The sequence below is a fragment of the Streptomyces sp. NPDC085866 genome, from assembly GCF_044541035.1.
Taxonomy (GTDB): domain Bacteria; phylum Actinomycetota; class Actinomycetes; order Streptomycetales; family Streptomycetaceae; genus Streptomyces.
Window position 1 is genome coordinate 553,822 of record NZ_JBITSQ010000005.1, and the last position, 15,695, is coordinate 569,516.

Below are 15,695 nucleotides of genomic sequence, written 5' to 3' on the forward strand. Positions count from 1 at the left end.
CCGGGGAATGGTGTCAGATCAACGGCGGAGCACGGGCTGCTGCCCCGACGCTCGTCCCCCGAAACCCGGACCCCGGCATGCGGTCGTCCCGGTTGTGGCGACGACCGCCCCCAACCCTACCGGCCCTTATGTACGGGGGTCAGTGCTCGGGCGACTCAACAGGGGCCGAAGTGACCAGTTCTGTCAGGACACCGTGGCAATCCTTGGGGTGCAGGAAGGTGATCCGCGACCCCATGGAGCCGCGTCGTGGCTCGTCGTACAGAACGCGTACGCCCTTGCCGCGGATCTCCTCGGAGTCCCCGTCCACATCCGCCGTACCGAAAGCGATGTGGTGGACGCCCTCCCCGTTCTTCGCCAGCCACTTGCCGACCGCGGAGTCCTCGCGGGTCGGCTCCAGCAGCTGGAGGTAGGAGGCGCCGCCGTCGGACGTCTCGTTGATCTTGAGCATGGCCTCCCGCACGCCCTGCTCCTCGTTGACCTCGGTGTGGAACACCTCGAAGCCGTAGGTGGCCTTGTAGAACTCGACGGTGGCGTCGAGGTCGTGACAGGCGATCCCGATGTGGTCGATTCGCGTCAGCATGGATTCAGTGCAGCGCTACGGAGGTGGTTACGCAACGTGCGCGCGATCACACCGACGGGCCGATGACGGCACGGAGTGCCACTCAGTACATTCGAAGTAAACCCTCGTTCACTCCTCGGCTTCTTGCAGCTGGAAGGGGATCGCAGCTCATGTCTTCTGGAACGACCAGCTCGGTGATCGTCGCGGGCGCCCGTACGCCCATGGGGCGACTGCTGGGCTCGCTGAAGTCCTTCTCCGGAGCCGACCTCGGCGGCTTCGCGATCAAGGCCGCCCTCGACCGTGCGGGGATCGGCGGCGACCAGGTGCAGTACGTGATCATGGGCCAGGTGCTCCAGGCCGGGGCGGGGCAGATCCCGGCCCGCCAGGCCGCGGTCAAGGCCGGCATCCCGATGAGCGTCCCGGCGCTCACCATCAACAAGGTGTGCCTCTCCGGCCTGGACGCGATCGCCCTCGCGGACCAGCTGATCCGCGCCGGCGAGTTCGACATCGTGGTCGCCGGCGGCCAGGAGTCCATGACCAACGCCCCCCACCTGCTGCCGAAGTCCCGCGAGGGCTTCAAGTACGGCGCGGTGGAGATGCTCGACGCGATGGCCTACGACGGCCTGACCGACTCCTTCGAGGGCGTCGCCATGGGCGAGTCGACGGAGAAGCACAACACCCGCCTCGGCATCCGGCGCCCCGAGCAGGACGAGATCGCCGCCCTGTCCCACCAGCGGGCCGCGGCCGCGCAGAAGAACGGCGTCTTCGAGGCCGAGATCACCCCGGTCGAGATCCCGCAGCGCAAGGGCGAGCCGGTCGTCTTCAGCAAGGACGAGGGCATCCGCGGCGACACGACCGTGGAGTCCCTGGCCAAGCTGCGTCCGGCCTTCGCCAAGGACGGCACGATCACCGCCGGCTCCGCCTCGCAGATCTCGGACGGTGCGGCGGCCGTGGTCGTGATGAGCAAGGCCAAGGCCGAGGAGCTGGGCCTGGAGTGGCTCGCCGAGATCGGCGCCCACGGCAACGTGGCCGGGCCGGACAACTCGCTGCAGTCCCAGCCCTCCAACGCCATCCAGCACGCCCTGAAGAAGGAGGGCCTGGAGGTCTCCGACCTGGACCTCATCGAGATCAACGAGGCCTTCGCCGCGGTCGCCGTGCAGTCAATGAAGGACCTCGGCGTATCCACGGAAAAGGTGAACGTCAACGGTGGCGCCATCGCGCTGGGCCACCCGATCGGTATGTCCGGCGCCCGTCTCGTGCTCCACTTGGCGCTGGAGCTCAAGCGCCGGGGCGGCGGCGTCGGCGCGGCCGCGCTGTGCGGTGGCGGCGGCCAGGGTGACGCACTGATCGTGCGGGTACCGAAGGCCTGAGTTTCTGTTACGTCTGTGAAGTGAACGGAGCTGTTTGATGCAGGACGTCTCCTCTCTGGTGGCCCAGGCCAGGGAAGGCCGGCCGCGGGCCGTGGCTCGGCTCATCTCCCTGGTGGAGGGGGCGTCCCCGCAGCTCAGGGAGGTCATGGCGGCGCTGGCCCCGCTGACCGGCAACGCCTACGTGGTCGGTCTGACGGGCTCGCCCGGTGTCGGCAAGTCGACCTCCACCTCCGCCCTCGTCACGGCGTACCGCAAGCAGGGCAGGCGGGTCGGCGTCCTGGCCGTGGACCCGTCGTCCCCGTTCTCCGGCGGCGCCCTGCTCGGCGACCGGGTGCGCATGTCGGACCACGCCTCCGACCCCGGCGTCTACATCCGCTCCATGGCCACGCGCGGCCACCTCGGCGGCCTCGCCTGGGCCGCGCCCCAGGCGATCCGCGTCCTGGACGCGGCGGGCTGCGACGTGATCCTGGTCGAGACGGTCGGCGTCGGCCAGTCGGAGGTGGAGATCGCCTCCCAGGCCGACACCTCCGTCGTCCTGCTGGCCCCCGGCATGGGCGACGGCATCCAGGCGGCCAAGGCCGGCATCCTCGAGATCGGCGACGTCTACGTCGTCAACAAGGCGGACCGGGACGGCGCCGACGCCACCGCCCGCGAGCTGAACCACATGCTGGGCCTGGGCGAGGCCCGCGGTCCCGGCGACTGGCGCCCGCCCATCGTCAAGACGGTCGCGGCCCGCGCCGAGGGCGTCGACGAGGTGGTCGAGGCCCTGGAGAAGCACCGCGCCTGGATGGAGGAGCACGGCGTCCTCGACGAGCGCCGCAAGGCCCGCGCGGCCCGCGAGGTGGAGACCATCGCGGTCACGGCCCTGCGCGAACGCATCGGCGACCTGCACGGCGACCGCCGGCTGAGCGCCCTCGCGGAACGCATCGTGGCAGGTGAACTGGACCCGTACCGCGCGGCGGACGAGCTGGTGACGGGGCTCACCGAGGGCTGACGGTCGTCAACCCGGCCGAGCTGCTGCTAGGTTGACGGGCATGTTCCTTTCCTTGGCGTAGAGCGCACCGGACCGCGGGGCCTGACAGCAGGCTGCCGTGTCCCTCCGGTGTCCCTTCTCCGCCTCCCGCAGAGGAACTCGAGCGTTGTCCACGCACCTTGCGCGGCCCTCGTACGCCGCCGTCCTGCGTGTCCCGCACGCGCGCCGCACCTTCGGCGCCGCCCTCGTGGCACGCCTGTCCTACGGCACGGTCTCCCTGGCCGTCCTGCTCTCCGTCACCCGCGCCACCGGGTCCTACGCCGTCTCCGGTGCCGTGATGTCCCTGTTCGGGGGCGCGGCGGTCTTCCTGATGCCCCTGCGGGCGTCCCTGGTCGACCGGCACGGGCCGCGCCGCGCCCTGCTCCCGATGGCCACCCTCTACGGCACCTTCCTGTGCGCTCTGGCGGCCCTCACCTGGCAGTCCGGGGCGCCGACGCCCCTCGTCGCCGCGGCCGCCGCCCTCGCCGGCGCCTGCGCGCCCCCACTGGGCCCCACCATGCGTGCCCTGTGGGCCGAACTGGTCACCGACCGGAGCCTGTTGCCGCGCGCCTACAGCCTCGACGGCGTCGCCGAGGAGCTGCTGTTCGTATCCGGTCCGGCGCTGGTCGGCGTGCTGGTGGGATACGCGCCGCCGGCCTCCGGCATCCTGCTGAGCGCGCTGCTGAACACCGCCGGGACCTGCGCCTTCGTCACGGCCCCCAGGATGCCCGGACCACGTCCCACGCCTCGCGGGAAGGGGCCCGGCGGCGTCCGCGGCCTGCTGCCCCCGGTCGCCGTGGCGACGGGCGTCGGACTGACCCTCAGCGGCATCGAACTGCTGGTACTGGCCTTCGCCGCCGAACGGTCGTACGACTCCGCCCTGGTGCCCTGGGTGCTGGGCGCGCTCTCGGCGGGCAGCGCGGTGGGCGGGCTGGTCAACGGGGCGGTGCGGTGGCGTACGCCCGCCCGGGTACGTCTGTGCCGCTTCGCGGCGGGTCTCGGCCTGACGATCGCCGCGGCGGGGCTCGCCCCGAACCTGTGGACCCTCACGGCGGCCATGGCCTGCGCGGGCGCGTTCATCGCTCCGGCCCTGACGACGGCCTATCTCCTGGCCGACGAGACCGCGACGGAGGGCGCCAAAACGCAGGCCGGGGCATGGGTGAACGCCGCAGTGAACGCGGGGAGCTCGGGGGGAGCACTGGTGACGGGGCTGCTGATCGGACGCATGCCACTGGCACTGTGCTTCGCTCTGGCGGGCGGGACCGCCCTGGTCGCCGCCGCAGCTGCGGGCAGTCGTGCCTCCCTCAGTGCCTCAACGGCCTGGGGGGAGGACCCCCAGGCGGCACGGGTGGGGGCAGCTGCATCCCGCTAGCGCCGGGTCGCGCGTCCCACCCCTGCCCAGCTGCTGCTCCCCGGGGTTCCCGGAGAGCCTCAGGGGCGCCCCCGCTGCCCCCTCAGGTGGTCAGCGATCGGCTTCAACCCCTTGTCCAGCTCTATCAACGCCTCCGGCGACAGCAGATCGATGAAGTGCTTCCGCACCGATGCCACGTGATGCGGCGCGACCTTCTTCATCGTCTCCATGCCGTGCTCCGTCAGCACGGCGTACAACCCCCGCCGGTCGGACTCGCAGTTCTCGCGCCGCACCAGGTTCGCGTTCTCCATCCGCGTGATCTGGTGCGAGAGCCGGCTCTTGGACTGCAGCGTCGCGGAGGCCAGATCGCTCATCCGCATCCGCACGTCCTCCGACTCGGACAGGTTCACGAGGATCTCGTAGTCGTTCATAGTCAGGCCGAACGGCTGCAGATCCTTTTCGAGCTGGTACGTCAACAGCCTGTTGACCTCCAGGTGGGTGCGCCAGGCACACTGCTCCGCATCGGTCAGCCAGCGCGTGGCCGTCTCGGTCTCCATGAATGAAGTCTACCTAAGAAGTTGAATGACGAACTACTTCGGGTGGTGTGACTGTGCGCACGCGTTCGACGTCACACTCCGCAGACTACCGCTCACAGCCCGAAGCGACGCTGGAGGTCCCCCAGCTGTCCGGGAAGGCGCGGTACGCCCGCTGATTGCGGACCGTGTCCGGACGGTGTCGCTCCGCCACCACCGGGCACCCCCGGTTCGGGCGGAACCGCCCCCGTCGCCTGCTCGGCCATCAGGGTCTCGCTCGACTGCAGCAGGACCGTCCCGGCTCCCACGAACTCGAACTGGTGCTCCTCGCCCGAGGCCCCGCCCAGGCCCGTCATCGCACGTAGACCGCCCATCACGCCCGTCAGGTACCCGTGGTCGTAGTGATGGCACGGTGACGGGCAGTCGGCCCATCCGACCAGCGCCTGGGGGTCCACCCGGATCGGAGGTTCCATGAACACCACCGGACCGTTAGATGCGGCCACAAACTTTCCGGTTCCGATAAGGGTCAGAAAACCTGGCACGATCGACTGTTTGAGCGCGAGACTTGGCTGAAAAGCGAGCAGGTTGCCCGCGCGAATGGTCAAGTTCCCGTCGTCCAGGTCGTAGGAGTTGACGTCGAAGGCCCGGTCGGCCAGCAGCATCTTGCCCGAGCCCTGTGCCACGACCCAGTCGCTCGCGTGCAGTGGCGAATGGAAAGACGTACGGACAAGTCGGTCGAGTCGGCCGTGCCCGATGCCGTTGAACTCGATCGCCCCGTAGTAGGCGATCATCTTCCCCTTCTGCAGGAACCACTGCCCGCTCTTGAGCTCGACGCAGAAGGTGTACTTGTTCACGTTGTCGTCGACGGGCAGCGTCATCGGGTCGTACACCACCGGGCCGCCGGGGGGTCCGTACGCGCTCACAGCTTCTCCTCCGAGGCCTGGACGTAGACCGTGCCGCTGCCGCTCAGCTCCAGCTGGAACGCCTCGCCGGAGCCGCGGCCCACCATGTCTCGCCAGCCGAGCGCGGTGGACAGCTTGTTGCGCACTTCGCCGTGGTGGGCGACGTACGCCTGCGGGTCCACATGGACCGGGCGCTGGGGTGTGACGGGGATCTCGAAGACGCCGCCGTGCGCCATCACGGCCACCGACCCGTGCCCCTGCAGGGTGGTGGTGAACAGGCCCTGCCCGGTGACCTGGCCCCGGACCAGGCCCATGACCCCGCCCTGCGAGCCCATGAACATCGTGCCCTGCTGCAAGGTGCCCTCGAAGGCGAGCAGCCGGTCGGCCTCGACGTACAGGGTGTCGCCGGAGAGGTTGATGACGTGCACGTGGTGGCCGCCGTGCCCGAAGAAGACGGTGCCGCTGCCCTCGACCGTCATCAGCGGGGTCGCCTCGCCGGCCACCCGCCGCCCGAGCATGGACACCAGCCCGCCCTGGCCGCCCTGGAGGTTGGGCGTGAAGGACACGTCCCCCTTGTAGGCGAGCATCGCGCCACGCTGGCTGAACAGCCGACGGCCGGGCAGCACGGTAGCCTCGACCATCTTGGAGTTGATCTCCCGGAAGCTCATCTCACAGGTCCCCCGCGATCGTGTTCCGCTCGCTCGGCTGCACATAGACCAGCCCGTCGCCCTCGAAGCGGATCTGGAAGGCCTCGCCGCCGCCCTCCCCGAAGAGCGTGCGGAACGTCACACCGGACTGGAAGGACTGCCGTACGTTCCCCTGATGGGCGATGTAGGCGCCCGGGTCGACGATCAGCGGGTACTGCGGGCTGACCCGGAGCACCACGGCCGGGCCGTCGGAGACGATCGCCGCCTGGCCGTGTCCCTCGACGGTCGTCGTGAACAGCCCGTTGCCCTGCGAGGCGCCGCGCAGTCCGGTGAACGTCGTGCCCGTGCGGAGCCCGGCGTCGGTCGCGAGCAGGTTGCTCGACTCGACGTAGAGCTTGTCCCCCTGGAGGCCGACCAGGTTGATCTCCGAGGCCCGGTCCGCGAACCAGCACGTCCCGTGACCTCTCACCTCCATCACCGTCATCTGCTCGCCGGTGAGCCGCCGGGTCACCATCCCGCGCAGCCCCTCGCCACCGCCACTCAGCTTCTTGAAGGCCATCTGCCCGTCGTACGCGACCATCGAGCCGTTCTTCGCCTTCACGGCGTCCCCGGTCATGTCGACGGCGAGCACCTTGCTCCCTTGGAGTCGGAACGTCGCCACGCTGCGAAAGTAGCGGCGCCACGGGTGGGTGGAACAGGGCCCGTGGGTGGAGAGCGACCCTGAGCGCACCCCTAGGGGCGCCGTTTGCCACAATGGACCAACGCTTGTGCTTCCGTTCACAAAGCGGATCGCCAAGCCGATCAGCAAGCCGATCACCAAGTGACCGCGCCCTCAGCGACACTCCCACCGAAGGTGACCCGTGGACCTCAAGACAGCATCCGCCATCCGCCGCCTCCGTCTGATCTCCGTGCCGGAGGGCATCTCCTGGATCATTCTCGCGACCTGCACGATCATCAAGTACACGGTCGCCTCGGGCTTCGACGTCGCACCGGTGCTGGGCCCGATCCACGGCGTGCTGTTCATCCTCTACGTGCTCTTCTGGGCGGACGCCTGGAACCGCACCAAGTGGGCCAAGGGCAAAGCCGCCCTCTACTTCGCGTACTCGATCATCCCGGGCGGCGGCTTCATCATCGAGCGCGCGCTGCGCCGTGAGGCCGAGGACGCCGTCATCGCGGCCCGCGCCCGCAAGGAAGGGGTCGTGAACGTATGATCGTCGCCTTCTCCGTGACACCGCTGGGTGTCGGCGAGGACGTGGGGGAGTACGTCGCCGACGCCGTCCGTGTCGTCCGCGAGTCGGGCCTGCCCAACCGCACCGACGCGATGTTCACCTCCGTCGAGGGGGAGTGGGACGAGGTCATGGACGTGATCAAGCGGGCGGTGGCCGCCGTCGAGGAGCGGGCGCCGCGCGTGTCGCTCGTCCTCAAGGCCGACATCCGGCCCGGTGTGACCGACGGACTCACCTCCAAGGTCGAGACCGTCGAGCGGCATCTGGCCGGTTGAACACCTGGCCGACTCGCGTACAAAACCCCGGCCCTCAGGGACCGGGGTTTTGTCAACCGCTTTCTTTGAGCGGTCGCTCAAAGGGGGGTACTTTCCCACCCAGACAGTTTGAGCAGTCGCTCAAGCGCCACTCTGACGTGGGGGAACACCATGGGTCTCTACATAGAGACGCATATCCGCACCGACCTGGACGATCTCTGGGCGCGCACGCAGGACCCCGCCCAGCACCTGCGCTGGGACCTGCGGGTCAGTGAGATCGACTACCTCCCGCGCGCGGAGGGCGAACCGCAGCGCTTCCGGTACGCCGCGCGCGTGCTGCCGTTCCTCACGGTGTCCGGCTCCGGCGTCGCCGCGGGTGAGAAGGAGCGCCCCGACGGTACCCGCACCGCCGCCCTGCGCTTCGCCTCCCCGCACCCCCTCTCCCTGCCCGCCGAGGGCAGCGGCTACTGGCGCTACGTGCCCGACGCGCAAGGCGTCCGCTTCCTCACCGGCTACGACTACCGCCCCCGCTGGGGCGCTTTCGGCGCGCTCGCCGACCGGCTGGTGTTCCGGCCGCTGACGGGCTGGGCCACCGCCTGGTCCTTCGACCGGCTGCGGTTGTGGCTGGAGCGGGGCATCACCCCCGAGCGGGCCCTGGTCAACTGGCTGACCGAGCTGACCGTGCGCGCGCTCGTGCTCACGGCGTGCCTGGCCGGTCTGGGGCGGGAGTCCGGCATCCGCGTCTTCGGCCCGTTCGCGGCCATCGCGGCCTTCCTGTGCCCGCTGCTGCTGATGGTCGCGCTCTCGCTCGCCCTCCTCAAGGCGCCGCTCGCCTGCACCCCGGCCGCCCGCCGCTGCCTGCGCGCCCCGGTCACCCAGGCACGCACCCCCCGCCTCCTGCGCACCCTGACCTTGGAGCAGCACGGGTGATCCCGGCGCGCCGCTCCTCGGTGGGCCCGGCGAGCGGGGAGGTCCGCACCGGCCAGGACCTCCGCTTCGTGATCCAGAATGTGCCGTACGCCGGCCCCCTCGGCCGTGAGACGGTGACCTTCGTGCGCACCTTCGACCTGCCCGGCCGCTCCCGCGGCTTCGACGCCCGGACAGTGCTCGGCCCCAAGAACGGCCGAGGTCTCGACGTGCGGGCGGAGGCGCGCGGATGAGCCCGGAGACGGTGAAGGCCCAGGAGACCAAGACCCGCCTCCTGGAGGGCGCCCTGCGCACGCTCACCGAGCAGGGCATCGCCAGGACGTCGGCCCGTACGGTGGCCTCGGCGGCCGGGGTCAACCAGGCTCTGGTCTTCTATCACTTCGGCTCGGTCGACGAGCTGCTCGCCGCCGCCTGCCGCTACGGCGCCGAGAAGTCCGTGGCGCGGCATCGCGGCCGGCTCGCCTCCGTCACCTCCCTCTCCGAGCTGCTCGCCGTCGGCCGGGAGATACACGAGCAGGAACGGGCCGGCGGCCACGTCACCCTCCTCGGCCAGCTCCTGGCGGGCGCCCAGACCCACGCCGCCCTCGGCCCGGCCACGGCCGCCGGCCTCGACCTGTGGATCGCCGAGATCGAGCAGGTGCTGTGCCGGGTGCTCGCCTCGACCCCCTTAGGCGGGTTCGCCGACCCGACGGGCCTGGCCCGCGCCGTCGCCACCTCCTTCGTCGGCATAGAGCTGTACGAGGGAGTGGACGAAGCCGGCGCACATGCGGCCCTGGACGCCCTCGAACAGCTGGGCGCGCTGGTCGCGGCCCTGGAGGAGCTGGGTCCGGTCGCCCAGCGCGCGGTCCGCCACCACCTGCGCCGCACCGGCCGCCGCTGACCACTGGACACCCCGGTCCGTCGCTTTCCGTGACGAAACGTGACGTGTCATCGCCGGATCGTCGTGGCGGGCGTCACCGGAATGCCGGCCGAACGACCGAAGACCGAGACAGGGCTGACCGGCATATGACCGGCCGGTAGGGTCTGATGACGTGCCGAAGCCTCTCAGCCTCCCCTTCGACCCCATCGCCCGTGCCGACGAGCTCTGGAAGCAGCGCTGGGGAAACGTGCCCTCGATGGCCGCGATCACCTCGATCATGCGGGCCCAGCAGATTCTGCTGGCCGAGGTCGACGCGGTGGTCAAGCCGTACGGACTGACCTTCGCGCGCTACGAGGCGCTGGTGCTGCTCACCTTCTCCAAGGCCGGTGAGCTGCCGATGTCCAAGATCGGCGAGCGGCTGATGGTGCACCCCACGTCCGTGACGAACACCGTCGACCGGCTGGTGCGGTCCGGTCTGGTGGCCAAGCGCCCCAACCCCAACGACGGCCGCGGCACGCTCGCCGTCATCACCGACAAGGGGCGCGAGGTGGTCGACGCGGCCACCCGCGACCTGATGGCGATGGACTTCGGGCTGGGGGCGTACGACGCCGAGGAGTGCGCGGAGATCTTCGCGATGCTGCGCCCGCTGCGGATCTCGGCACACGACTTCGACGAGGAGTGACCCGGGGCAAGATCTCCCGGAACGGACGGTTACGCTCGACCGCATGAAGAAGAGCGTGCTGACCCGCTACCGCGTCCTGGCCTACCTCACCGGTGTGCTGCTGGTCCTGCTGTGCCTGAGCATGATCGCCAAGTACGGGATGGACGTCGACGGTGCCGCCGACTTCACCCGGGTCGTCGCCATCGCGCACGGCTGGCTGTACGTCGTCTACCTGGTCTTCGCCTTCGACCTGGGCTCCAAGGCGAAGTGGCCGGTCGGCAAGCAGCTGTGGGTGCTGCTGGCGGGGACGATCCCGACGGCCGCCTTCTTTGTCGAGCGGAAGATCAGCCGCGAGCTGGAGGACAAGGTCGCCGAGCCGGCTCCGGCCGTCGCCAAGGCGTAGTTCCCACCGCGATCCGCTGCGGTTCCACCGCCGTACGACCCCCGTACGGCGGATGCCCATCGACATTTACTAGGACGTCCAAGTAAATTCGATGGTATGGACGCTCACGCCATCGAGGAGGGCCGCCGACGCTGGCAGGCCCGATACGACGCCGCGCGCAAGCGCGACGCAGACTTCACCACGCTCTCCGGCGATCCCGTGGAGCCGGTGTACGGACCCCGACCGGGGGACACGTACGAGGGATTCGAGCGGATCGGCTGGCCCGGGGAGTACCCCTTCACGCGAGGGCTCCATCCGACCGGCTACCGAGGACGCACCTGGACGATCCGCCAGTTCGCCGGCTTCGGCAACGCCGAGCAGACCAACGAGCGCTACAAGATGATCCTCGCCGCCGGTGGCGGGGGTCTGTCCGTGGCCTTCGACATGCCGACCCTGATGGGCCGCGACTCCGACGATCCGCGCTCGCTTGGCGAGGTCGGGCACTGCGGAGTGGCGATCGACTCGGCCGCCGACATGGAGGTCCTGTTCAAGGACATCCCGCTCGGCGACGTCACGACGTCGATGACCATCAGCGGGCCCGCCGTACCCGTCTTCTGCATGTACCTGGTCGCCGCCGAACGGCAGGGTGTGGATCCGGGGGTGCTCAACGGGACCCTCCAGACCGACATCTTCAAGGAGTACATCGCGCAGAAGGAGTGGCTCTTCCAGCCGGAGCCCCACCTGCGCCTCATCGGCGACCTCATGGAGTACTGCGCCGCCGGCATCCCCGCCTACAAGCCGCTCTCCGTCTCCGGCTATCACATCCGTGAGGCCGGGGCCACGGCCGCACAGGAGCTGGCGTACACGCTCGCCGACGGGTTCGGGTACGTGGAGCTGGGGCTCTCGCGCGGGCTCGACGTAGACGTGTTCGCACCCGGGCTGTCGTTCTTCTTCGACGCCCACCTCGACTTCTTCGAGGAGATCGCCAAGTTCCGTGCGGCCCGGCGCATCTGGGCCCGCTGGATGCGCGACGTGTACGGGGCGAAGAGCGAGAAGGCGCAGTGGCTGCGGTTCCACACGCAGACCGCCGGCGTCTCGTTGACCGCGCAGCAGCCGTACAACAACGTGGTGCGTACGGCCGTGGAGGCGCTGGCCGCCGTGCTCGGCGGGACCAACTCGCTGCACACCAACGCCCTGGACGAGACCCTCGCGCTGCCGAGCGAGCAGGCCGCGGAGATCGCGCTGCGGACGCAGCAGGTGCTGATGGAGGAGACCGGGGTCGCCAACGTGGCGGATCCGCTGGGCGGTTCGTGGTACGTCGAGCAGCTGACGGACCGGATCGAGGCGGACGCGGAGAAGATCTTCGAGCAGATCAGGGAGCGGGGGCTCAGGGCCCACCCGGACGGGCGGCACCCGATCGGGCCGATCACCTCCGGGATCCTGCGCGGGATCGAGGACGGCTGGTTCACCGGGGAGATCGCGGAGTCCGCGTTCCGGTACCAGCAGTCGCTGGAGAAGGGTGAGAAGAGGGTCGTCGGCGTCAACGTCCACACCGGGTCGGTGACCGGGGACCTGGAGATCCTGCGGGTCAGCCACGAGGTGGAGCGGGAGCAGGTCCGGGTGCTCGGTGCCCGGAAGGGCGCGCGGGACGAGGCGGCGGTCCGGGGGGCGCTGGACGGAATGCTGGCCGCCGCTCGCTCCGGGGCGAACATGATCGAGCCGATGCTGGACGCGGTGCGGGCCGAGGCGACCCTCGGTGAGATCTGCGGGGTGCTGCGGGAGGAGTGGGGGGTGTACACGGAGCCCGCGGGCTTCTAGGTGCCGTTGCCTCGTGCGGGGGTCCAGGGGCTCCGCCCCCTGGACCCCCGGTCTGTGCCCACCCGCCACCCGAAAGGGTTACTGCGGGGACGCGAGGCCCGTCAGTAGTACCCGGGTGAAACTTCGTACCCATTCCTCGTCCGCCGGCTTGCCGCTCACCAGGGTGCGGTGGACCACCGCACCCGCGACCATGTCGAAGATGAGGTCCCCCGTGCGGGCGGATTCCGCGGGGTCCGGCTCCGGGGGGAGTTCGCCGCGGCACTGGGCCCGGGCGCGCCCCTCCAGGACCAGGCGCATCTGGCGGTCCACGATGGAGGCGCGGATACGTTCCCGCAGGGCGTCGTCCCGGGTCGACTCCGCGACCACCGCCATCAGGCCGCTGCGGGCCTCCGGGCGGTCCAGGATCGCCGCGAACTGCAGGACCACGCCCTCGATGTCGGCGGCCAGGCTGCCACGGTCGGGCAGTTCCAGTTCGTCGAAGAGTTCGGCGACCGCGTCGACCACCAGTTCGTGCTTGCCGGCCCAGCGGCGGTACAGCGTCGTCTTTGCAACCCCGGCCCGCGTCGCCACGTCTCCGAGGGTGAGCTTGGACCAGCCGAGTTCCACCAGTGCCGCACGCGTGGCCGCCAGGATCGCGGCGTCAGCGGCGGCGCTGCGCGGGCGTCCGGTACGGCTGGCGGGGGTGCGGCTCTGCATCCCACGACCATAACCGGCCGTTTCTGTGATGCCGTGAGGGAGATCACCGGGGTGTGGTGTCGCGGCGGCCCCCTGTGCCATTACGCTACGACTCGTAGCGAAAGCTCGTGAGGGACGTACACGGGCGACGATCACCGGCGTGGGGTGGGGACCCCGACGCCGACCACAACGCTTTTTCATTCATACGCGGGAACGGGGGAGGATAGACGCATGCAGCCACGGAACATGTCCATGAGCGGCGTCGTCGACCTCGCCGCGGTGAAGGCGGCCCAGGAGGCCAAGAGCAAGGCCGAGCAGGCGCGCGCCGAAGCCGCCCGGCAGGGCGGCGCGGGGGCCGTCTCTCCGGCCGATCTCGTCATCGACGTCGACGAAGCCGGTTTTGAGCGCGATGTCCTGCAGCGCTCCGCCGAAGTCCCCGTCGTCATCGATTTCTGGGCCGAGTGGTGCCAGCCCTGCAAGCAGCTGAGCCCGGTCCTGGAGCGACTGGCCGTCGAGTACGACGGGCGCTTCCTGCTCGCCAAGATCGACGTCGACGCCAACCAGATGTTGATGCAGCAGTTCGGGGTGCAGGGGATCCCCGCCGTGTTCGCGGTCGTCGCCGGGCAGGCGCTGCCGCTCTTCCAGGGTGCCGCCGGGGAGCAGCAGATCCGGCAGACCCTCGACCAGTTGGTGCAGGTCGCCGAGCAGCGCTTCGGACTGACCGGCCTGACCGTCGACCCGGACGCGCAGCCGGGCGCCGCCGCCGAGCGAGAGGTGCCGGCCGGCCCGTACGACGCCCTGCTGGAGGCCGCCGTGCAGGCGCTGGACGCGGGCGACCTGGGTGGGGCCGTCCAGGCGTACAAGAACGTACTGGCCGACGACCCGGCCAACACGGAGGCCAACCTTGGTCTCGCGCAGGCCGAGTTGCTCCAGCGGGTGCAGGGCATGGACCCGCAGCAGGTACGCAAGGAGGCCGCCGAGAAGCCGGGCGACGTGGACGCGCAGATCGCGGCCGCAGACCTCGACCTGGTGGGCGGTCATGTGGAGGACGCCTTCGGGCGGCTCATCGAGACCGTGCAGCGCACGGTGAGTGACGACCGGGACGCGGTGCGGCGTCGGCTGCTGGAGCTGTTCGAGGTCGTCGGACCCGAGGATCCGCGGGTGATCGGGGCCCGCCGGGCCCTGGCTCGAGCCCTGTTCTGACCAGTTACTAAACGCCACGGCTTGTGATGCCGGGGTGAAAGATTTGCCGACGAGGCGTCAGGGCGGCCGCGCTTTACCAAATCTTGGTAATCGCGGCCGCTGTTACTCGCAGTAAATCGGGGTCGTCGACCTGCCTGGTTTTGTCCTGAAATAAATGGCATTGCTCTGCCCCCGGAAGCCACCCAGGGTGGCGTTCCGAGACCGACGGGTCGTTGTTCGGTTATCCGGCCGTTACTAGCGAGTAACGAACCCCCTTGTGTCCGGCGCGAGAATGCACCACGATCGGCGACGCTCGGTCCATTCCCGTACCCCGACAGCCGGTTGGGTCACGGGAGACTCTGGGTCCCCACCGAGCAGAGCCGGCGGCAGTGGCGTCGGGTCTAGGGCAGGGGGGTCTTCGCCTTACCGGCGAAGCCTGTCCAGAGGTTGTGCGTGATGTGTGTCAGGCGCGACCAGTGGTTGTCGCTCGGGGGTGATCGCCGGTGATTCGGGCGCGGTTCGCGCCTCCGGGTACGGGCGCTCTCCTTCCCGAGGACGTAGCACTTCTCCCATCCCTGCCTGGCTGAGCCGCCGACTGGGGCGAGTCCGGGCCAGGAGATGTACGTCCGAGAAGGAGGAAATATGGAGTCCCAGGTGCGTGGCGGGACCAGATGGAAGCGGTTCGCTGTGGTCATGGTGCCCAGCGTCGCCGCTACGGCCGCGATAGGTGTCGCCCTCGCGCAGGGCGCTCTCGCTGCTTCGTTCAGCGTTTCGGGTCAGCAGTTCAAGGTGACGGCCGACAGCCTCCACGGTGAGGGCTTCGCCCAGTACGGGGCGGTCGACAGCGGCTACACGCTCGACGGGAAGAAGACGGCCCACGCGGTCGCTGTCTCGTCGTTCAACGACGCCACGATCACCAACATGTGCCAGTCCGTGGTTACCCCGAACGTGCCGTTCCTCGGGTCGGTCACCCTCCGTCTGGAGGCTGGCGGCGCGGGTCACGACAAGGTCCAGGCCCACAACCTCTACATCGATGTTGACGACCTGAAGGCCGATGCGACGTTCAACGGCATCGACATCGGTGTGGCCGCCAAGGACGCCAGCAAGGGTCCGGGCATGAAGGGCAACGGTGAGCAGGCCAACCCGTTCGGCTTCGCCCAGCAGGCGGACTCGGCGGACCTGACCAACGTGCAGCAGACGGCGTGGGCCACCACTGCCGGCACCTTCAAGCTCAGCGGTCTGCACATGTCGCTGCACCAGGGCGACGGCAAGGGAATCGAGTGCTACTAGGCACTCGGTGATCGGGCGGGGGAGCCGACGGCACCCCCGCCCGACCC

General features: G+C 69.7%; 18 protein-coding genes and 1 pseudogene. 13 read left to right on the plus strand and 6 right to left on the minus strand.

All coding sequences use genetic code 11. The features are described 5' to 3' along the window. Nucleotides 1–139: 139 nt before the first annotated feature. Nucleotides 140–580 carry a methylmalonyl-CoA epimerase gene (mce, locus tag ACIF83_RS15475; protein ID WP_145883619.1) on the minus strand — a complete coding sequence of 147 codons (441 nt, stop codon included), beginning with the start codon at nucleotides 578–580 and terminating at the stop codon, nucleotides 140–142. A gap of 149 nt (nucleotides 581–729) precedes the next feature. Between mce and ACIF83_RS15480 the strand changes: the two genes are divergently transcribed. The 3 genes from ACIF83_RS15480 to ACIF83_RS15490 all read left to right on the plus strand — a co-directional run bounded on the left by ACIF83_RS15480 (nucleotide 730) and on the right by ACIF83_RS15490 (nucleotide 4,313). Beyond that, a complete protein-coding gene (locus tag ACIF83_RS15480) occupies nucleotides 730–1,929 on the plus strand; it encodes an acetyl-CoA C-acetyltransferase (RefSeq protein WP_393469585.1) in 1,200 nt (399 codons plus the stop codon). Nucleotides 1,930–1,966: 37 nt separating this feature from the next. Then, on the plus strand, nucleotides 1,967–2,923 hold the full coding sequence (gene meaB, locus ACIF83_RS15485; protein ID WP_393469588.1) for a methylmalonyl Co-A mutase-associated GTPase MeaB: 957 nt from the start codon (nucleotides 1,967–1,969) through the stop codon (nucleotides 2,921–2,923). 145 nt (nucleotides 2,924–3,068) lie between these two features. Further along, nucleotides 3,069–4,313: an MFS transporter gene (locus ACIF83_RS15490; RefSeq protein ID WP_399727075.1), complete on the plus strand. Its 1,245-nt coding sequence runs from the start codon at nucleotides 3,069–3,071 to the stop codon at nucleotides 4,311–4,313. 59 nt (nucleotides 4,314–4,372) lie between these two features. Here the strand turns inward: ACIF83_RS15490 and ACIF83_RS15495 are convergent, their stop codons facing one another. From ACIF83_RS15495 to ACIF83_RS15510, 4 genes are all read right to left on the minus strand, one after another. Continuing rightward, on the minus strand, nucleotides 4,373–4,849 hold the full coding sequence (locus ACIF83_RS15495) for a MarR family winged helix-turn-helix transcriptional regulator (protein ID WP_393469594.1): 477 nt from the start codon (nucleotides 4,847–4,849) through the stop codon (nucleotides 4,373–4,375). Nucleotides 4,850–4,941: 92 nt separating this feature from the next. Further along, nucleotides 4,942–5,703 (minus strand): AIM24 family protein, encoded by a 762-nt coding sequence (locus ACIF83_RS15500; RefSeq protein WP_393469597.1) that lies wholly within the window; start codon nucleotides 5,701–5,703, stop codon nucleotides 4,942–4,944. 41 nt (nucleotides 5,704–5,744) lie between these two features. Then, nucleotides 5,745–6,395: an AIM24 family protein gene (locus ACIF83_RS15505; protein ID WP_399727080.1), complete on the minus strand. Its 651-nt coding sequence runs from the start codon at nucleotides 6,393–6,395 to the stop codon at nucleotides 5,745–5,747. 1 nt (nucleotide 6,396) lies between these two features. Continuing rightward, a complete protein-coding gene (locus ACIF83_RS15510; RefSeq protein ID WP_399727082.1) occupies nucleotides 6,397–7,035 on the minus strand; it encodes an AIM24 family protein in 639 nt (212 codons plus the stop codon). Between the two features lie 199 nt (nucleotides 7,036–7,234). Here ACIF83_RS15510 and ACIF83_RS15515 point away from each other — a divergent pair, with 199 nt between their 5' ends. The 8 genes and pseudogenes from ACIF83_RS15515 to ACIF83_RS15550 all read left to right on the plus strand — a co-directional run bounded on the left by ACIF83_RS15515 (nucleotide 7,235) and on the right by ACIF83_RS15550 (nucleotide 12,501). Then, the gene (locus ACIF83_RS15515; protein ID WP_393469604.1) at nucleotides 7,235–7,585 is read left to right on the plus strand and encodes a DUF3817 domain-containing protein; all 351 of its coding nucleotides are present in this window, start codon (nucleotides 7,235–7,237) and stop codon (nucleotides 7,583–7,585) included. Beyond that, nucleotides 7,582–7,875 carry an MTH1187 family thiamine-binding protein gene (locus ACIF83_RS15520; RefSeq protein WP_386578940.1) on the plus strand — a complete coding sequence of 98 codons (294 nt, stop codon included), beginning with the start codon at nucleotides 7,582–7,584 and terminating at the stop codon, nucleotides 7,873–7,875. The genes ACIF83_RS15515 and ACIF83_RS15520 overlap by 4 nt, the downstream gene beginning before the upstream one ends. Before the next feature lie 150 nt (nucleotides 7,876–8,025). Further along, on the plus strand, nucleotides 8,026–8,784 hold the full coding sequence (locus tag ACIF83_RS15525; RefSeq protein ID WP_398137506.1) for a hypothetical protein: 759 nt from the start codon (nucleotides 8,026–8,028) through the stop codon (nucleotides 8,782–8,784). A gap of 59 nt (nucleotides 8,785–8,843) precedes the next feature. After that, a pseudogene (locus ACIF83_RS15530) lies at nucleotides 8,844–8,990 on the plus strand (DUF4166 domain-containing protein); the annotation flags it as partial. 20 nt (nucleotides 8,991–9,010) lie between these two features. Beyond that, nucleotides 9,011–9,661: a TetR/AcrR family transcriptional regulator gene (locus ACIF83_RS15535; RefSeq protein ID WP_393469610.1), complete on the plus strand. Its 651-nt coding sequence runs from the start codon at nucleotides 9,011–9,013 to the stop codon at nucleotides 9,659–9,661. Nucleotides 9,662–9,812: 151 nt separating this feature from the next. Further along, complete coding sequence (locus tag ACIF83_RS15540; RefSeq protein WP_393469612.1) at nucleotides 9,813–10,322, plus strand: MarR family winged helix-turn-helix transcriptional regulator; 510 nt, start codon at nucleotides 9,813–9,815, stop codon at nucleotides 10,320–10,322. A gap of 43 nt (nucleotides 10,323–10,365) precedes the next feature. Next, nucleotides 10,366–10,704, plus strand: coding sequence for a DUF3817 domain-containing protein (locus ACIF83_RS15545; RefSeq protein ID WP_399727088.1), 339 nt, complete (start codon nucleotides 10,366–10,368; stop codon nucleotides 10,702–10,704). Nucleotides 10,705–10,800: 96 nt separating this feature from the next. Then, complete coding sequence (locus tag ACIF83_RS15550; RefSeq protein ID WP_393469618.1) at nucleotides 10,801–12,501, plus strand: methylmalonyl-CoA mutase; 1,701 nt, start codon at nucleotides 10,801–10,803, stop codon at nucleotides 12,499–12,501. A gap of 78 nt (nucleotides 12,502–12,579) precedes the next feature. Here ACIF83_RS15550 and ACIF83_RS15555 read toward each other — a convergent pair whose 3' ends face one another. Next, entirely contained in the window at nucleotides 12,580–13,197 is a 618-nt protein-coding gene (locus tag ACIF83_RS15555) for a TetR/AcrR family transcriptional regulator (RefSeq protein ID WP_393469621.1), read from the minus strand. A 210-nt stretch (nucleotides 13,198–13,407) separates the two neighbouring features. Here ACIF83_RS15555 and ACIF83_RS15560 point away from each other — a divergent pair, with 210 nt between their 5' ends. Together ACIF83_RS15560 and ACIF83_RS15565 are read left to right on the plus strand one after the other, a co-directional pair. Continuing rightward, on the plus strand, nucleotides 13,408–14,379 hold the full coding sequence (locus tag ACIF83_RS15560) for a tetratricopeptide repeat protein (RefSeq protein WP_393469624.1): 972 nt from the start codon (nucleotides 13,408–13,410) through the stop codon (nucleotides 14,377–14,379). 621 nt (nucleotides 14,380–15,000) lie between these two features. Then, nucleotides 15,001–15,648: a DUF6230 family protein gene (locus tag ACIF83_RS15565; protein WP_393469627.1), complete on the plus strand. Its 648-nt coding sequence runs from the start codon at nucleotides 15,001–15,003 to the stop codon at nucleotides 15,646–15,648. Nucleotides 15,649–15,695 lie beyond the last annotated feature (47 nt).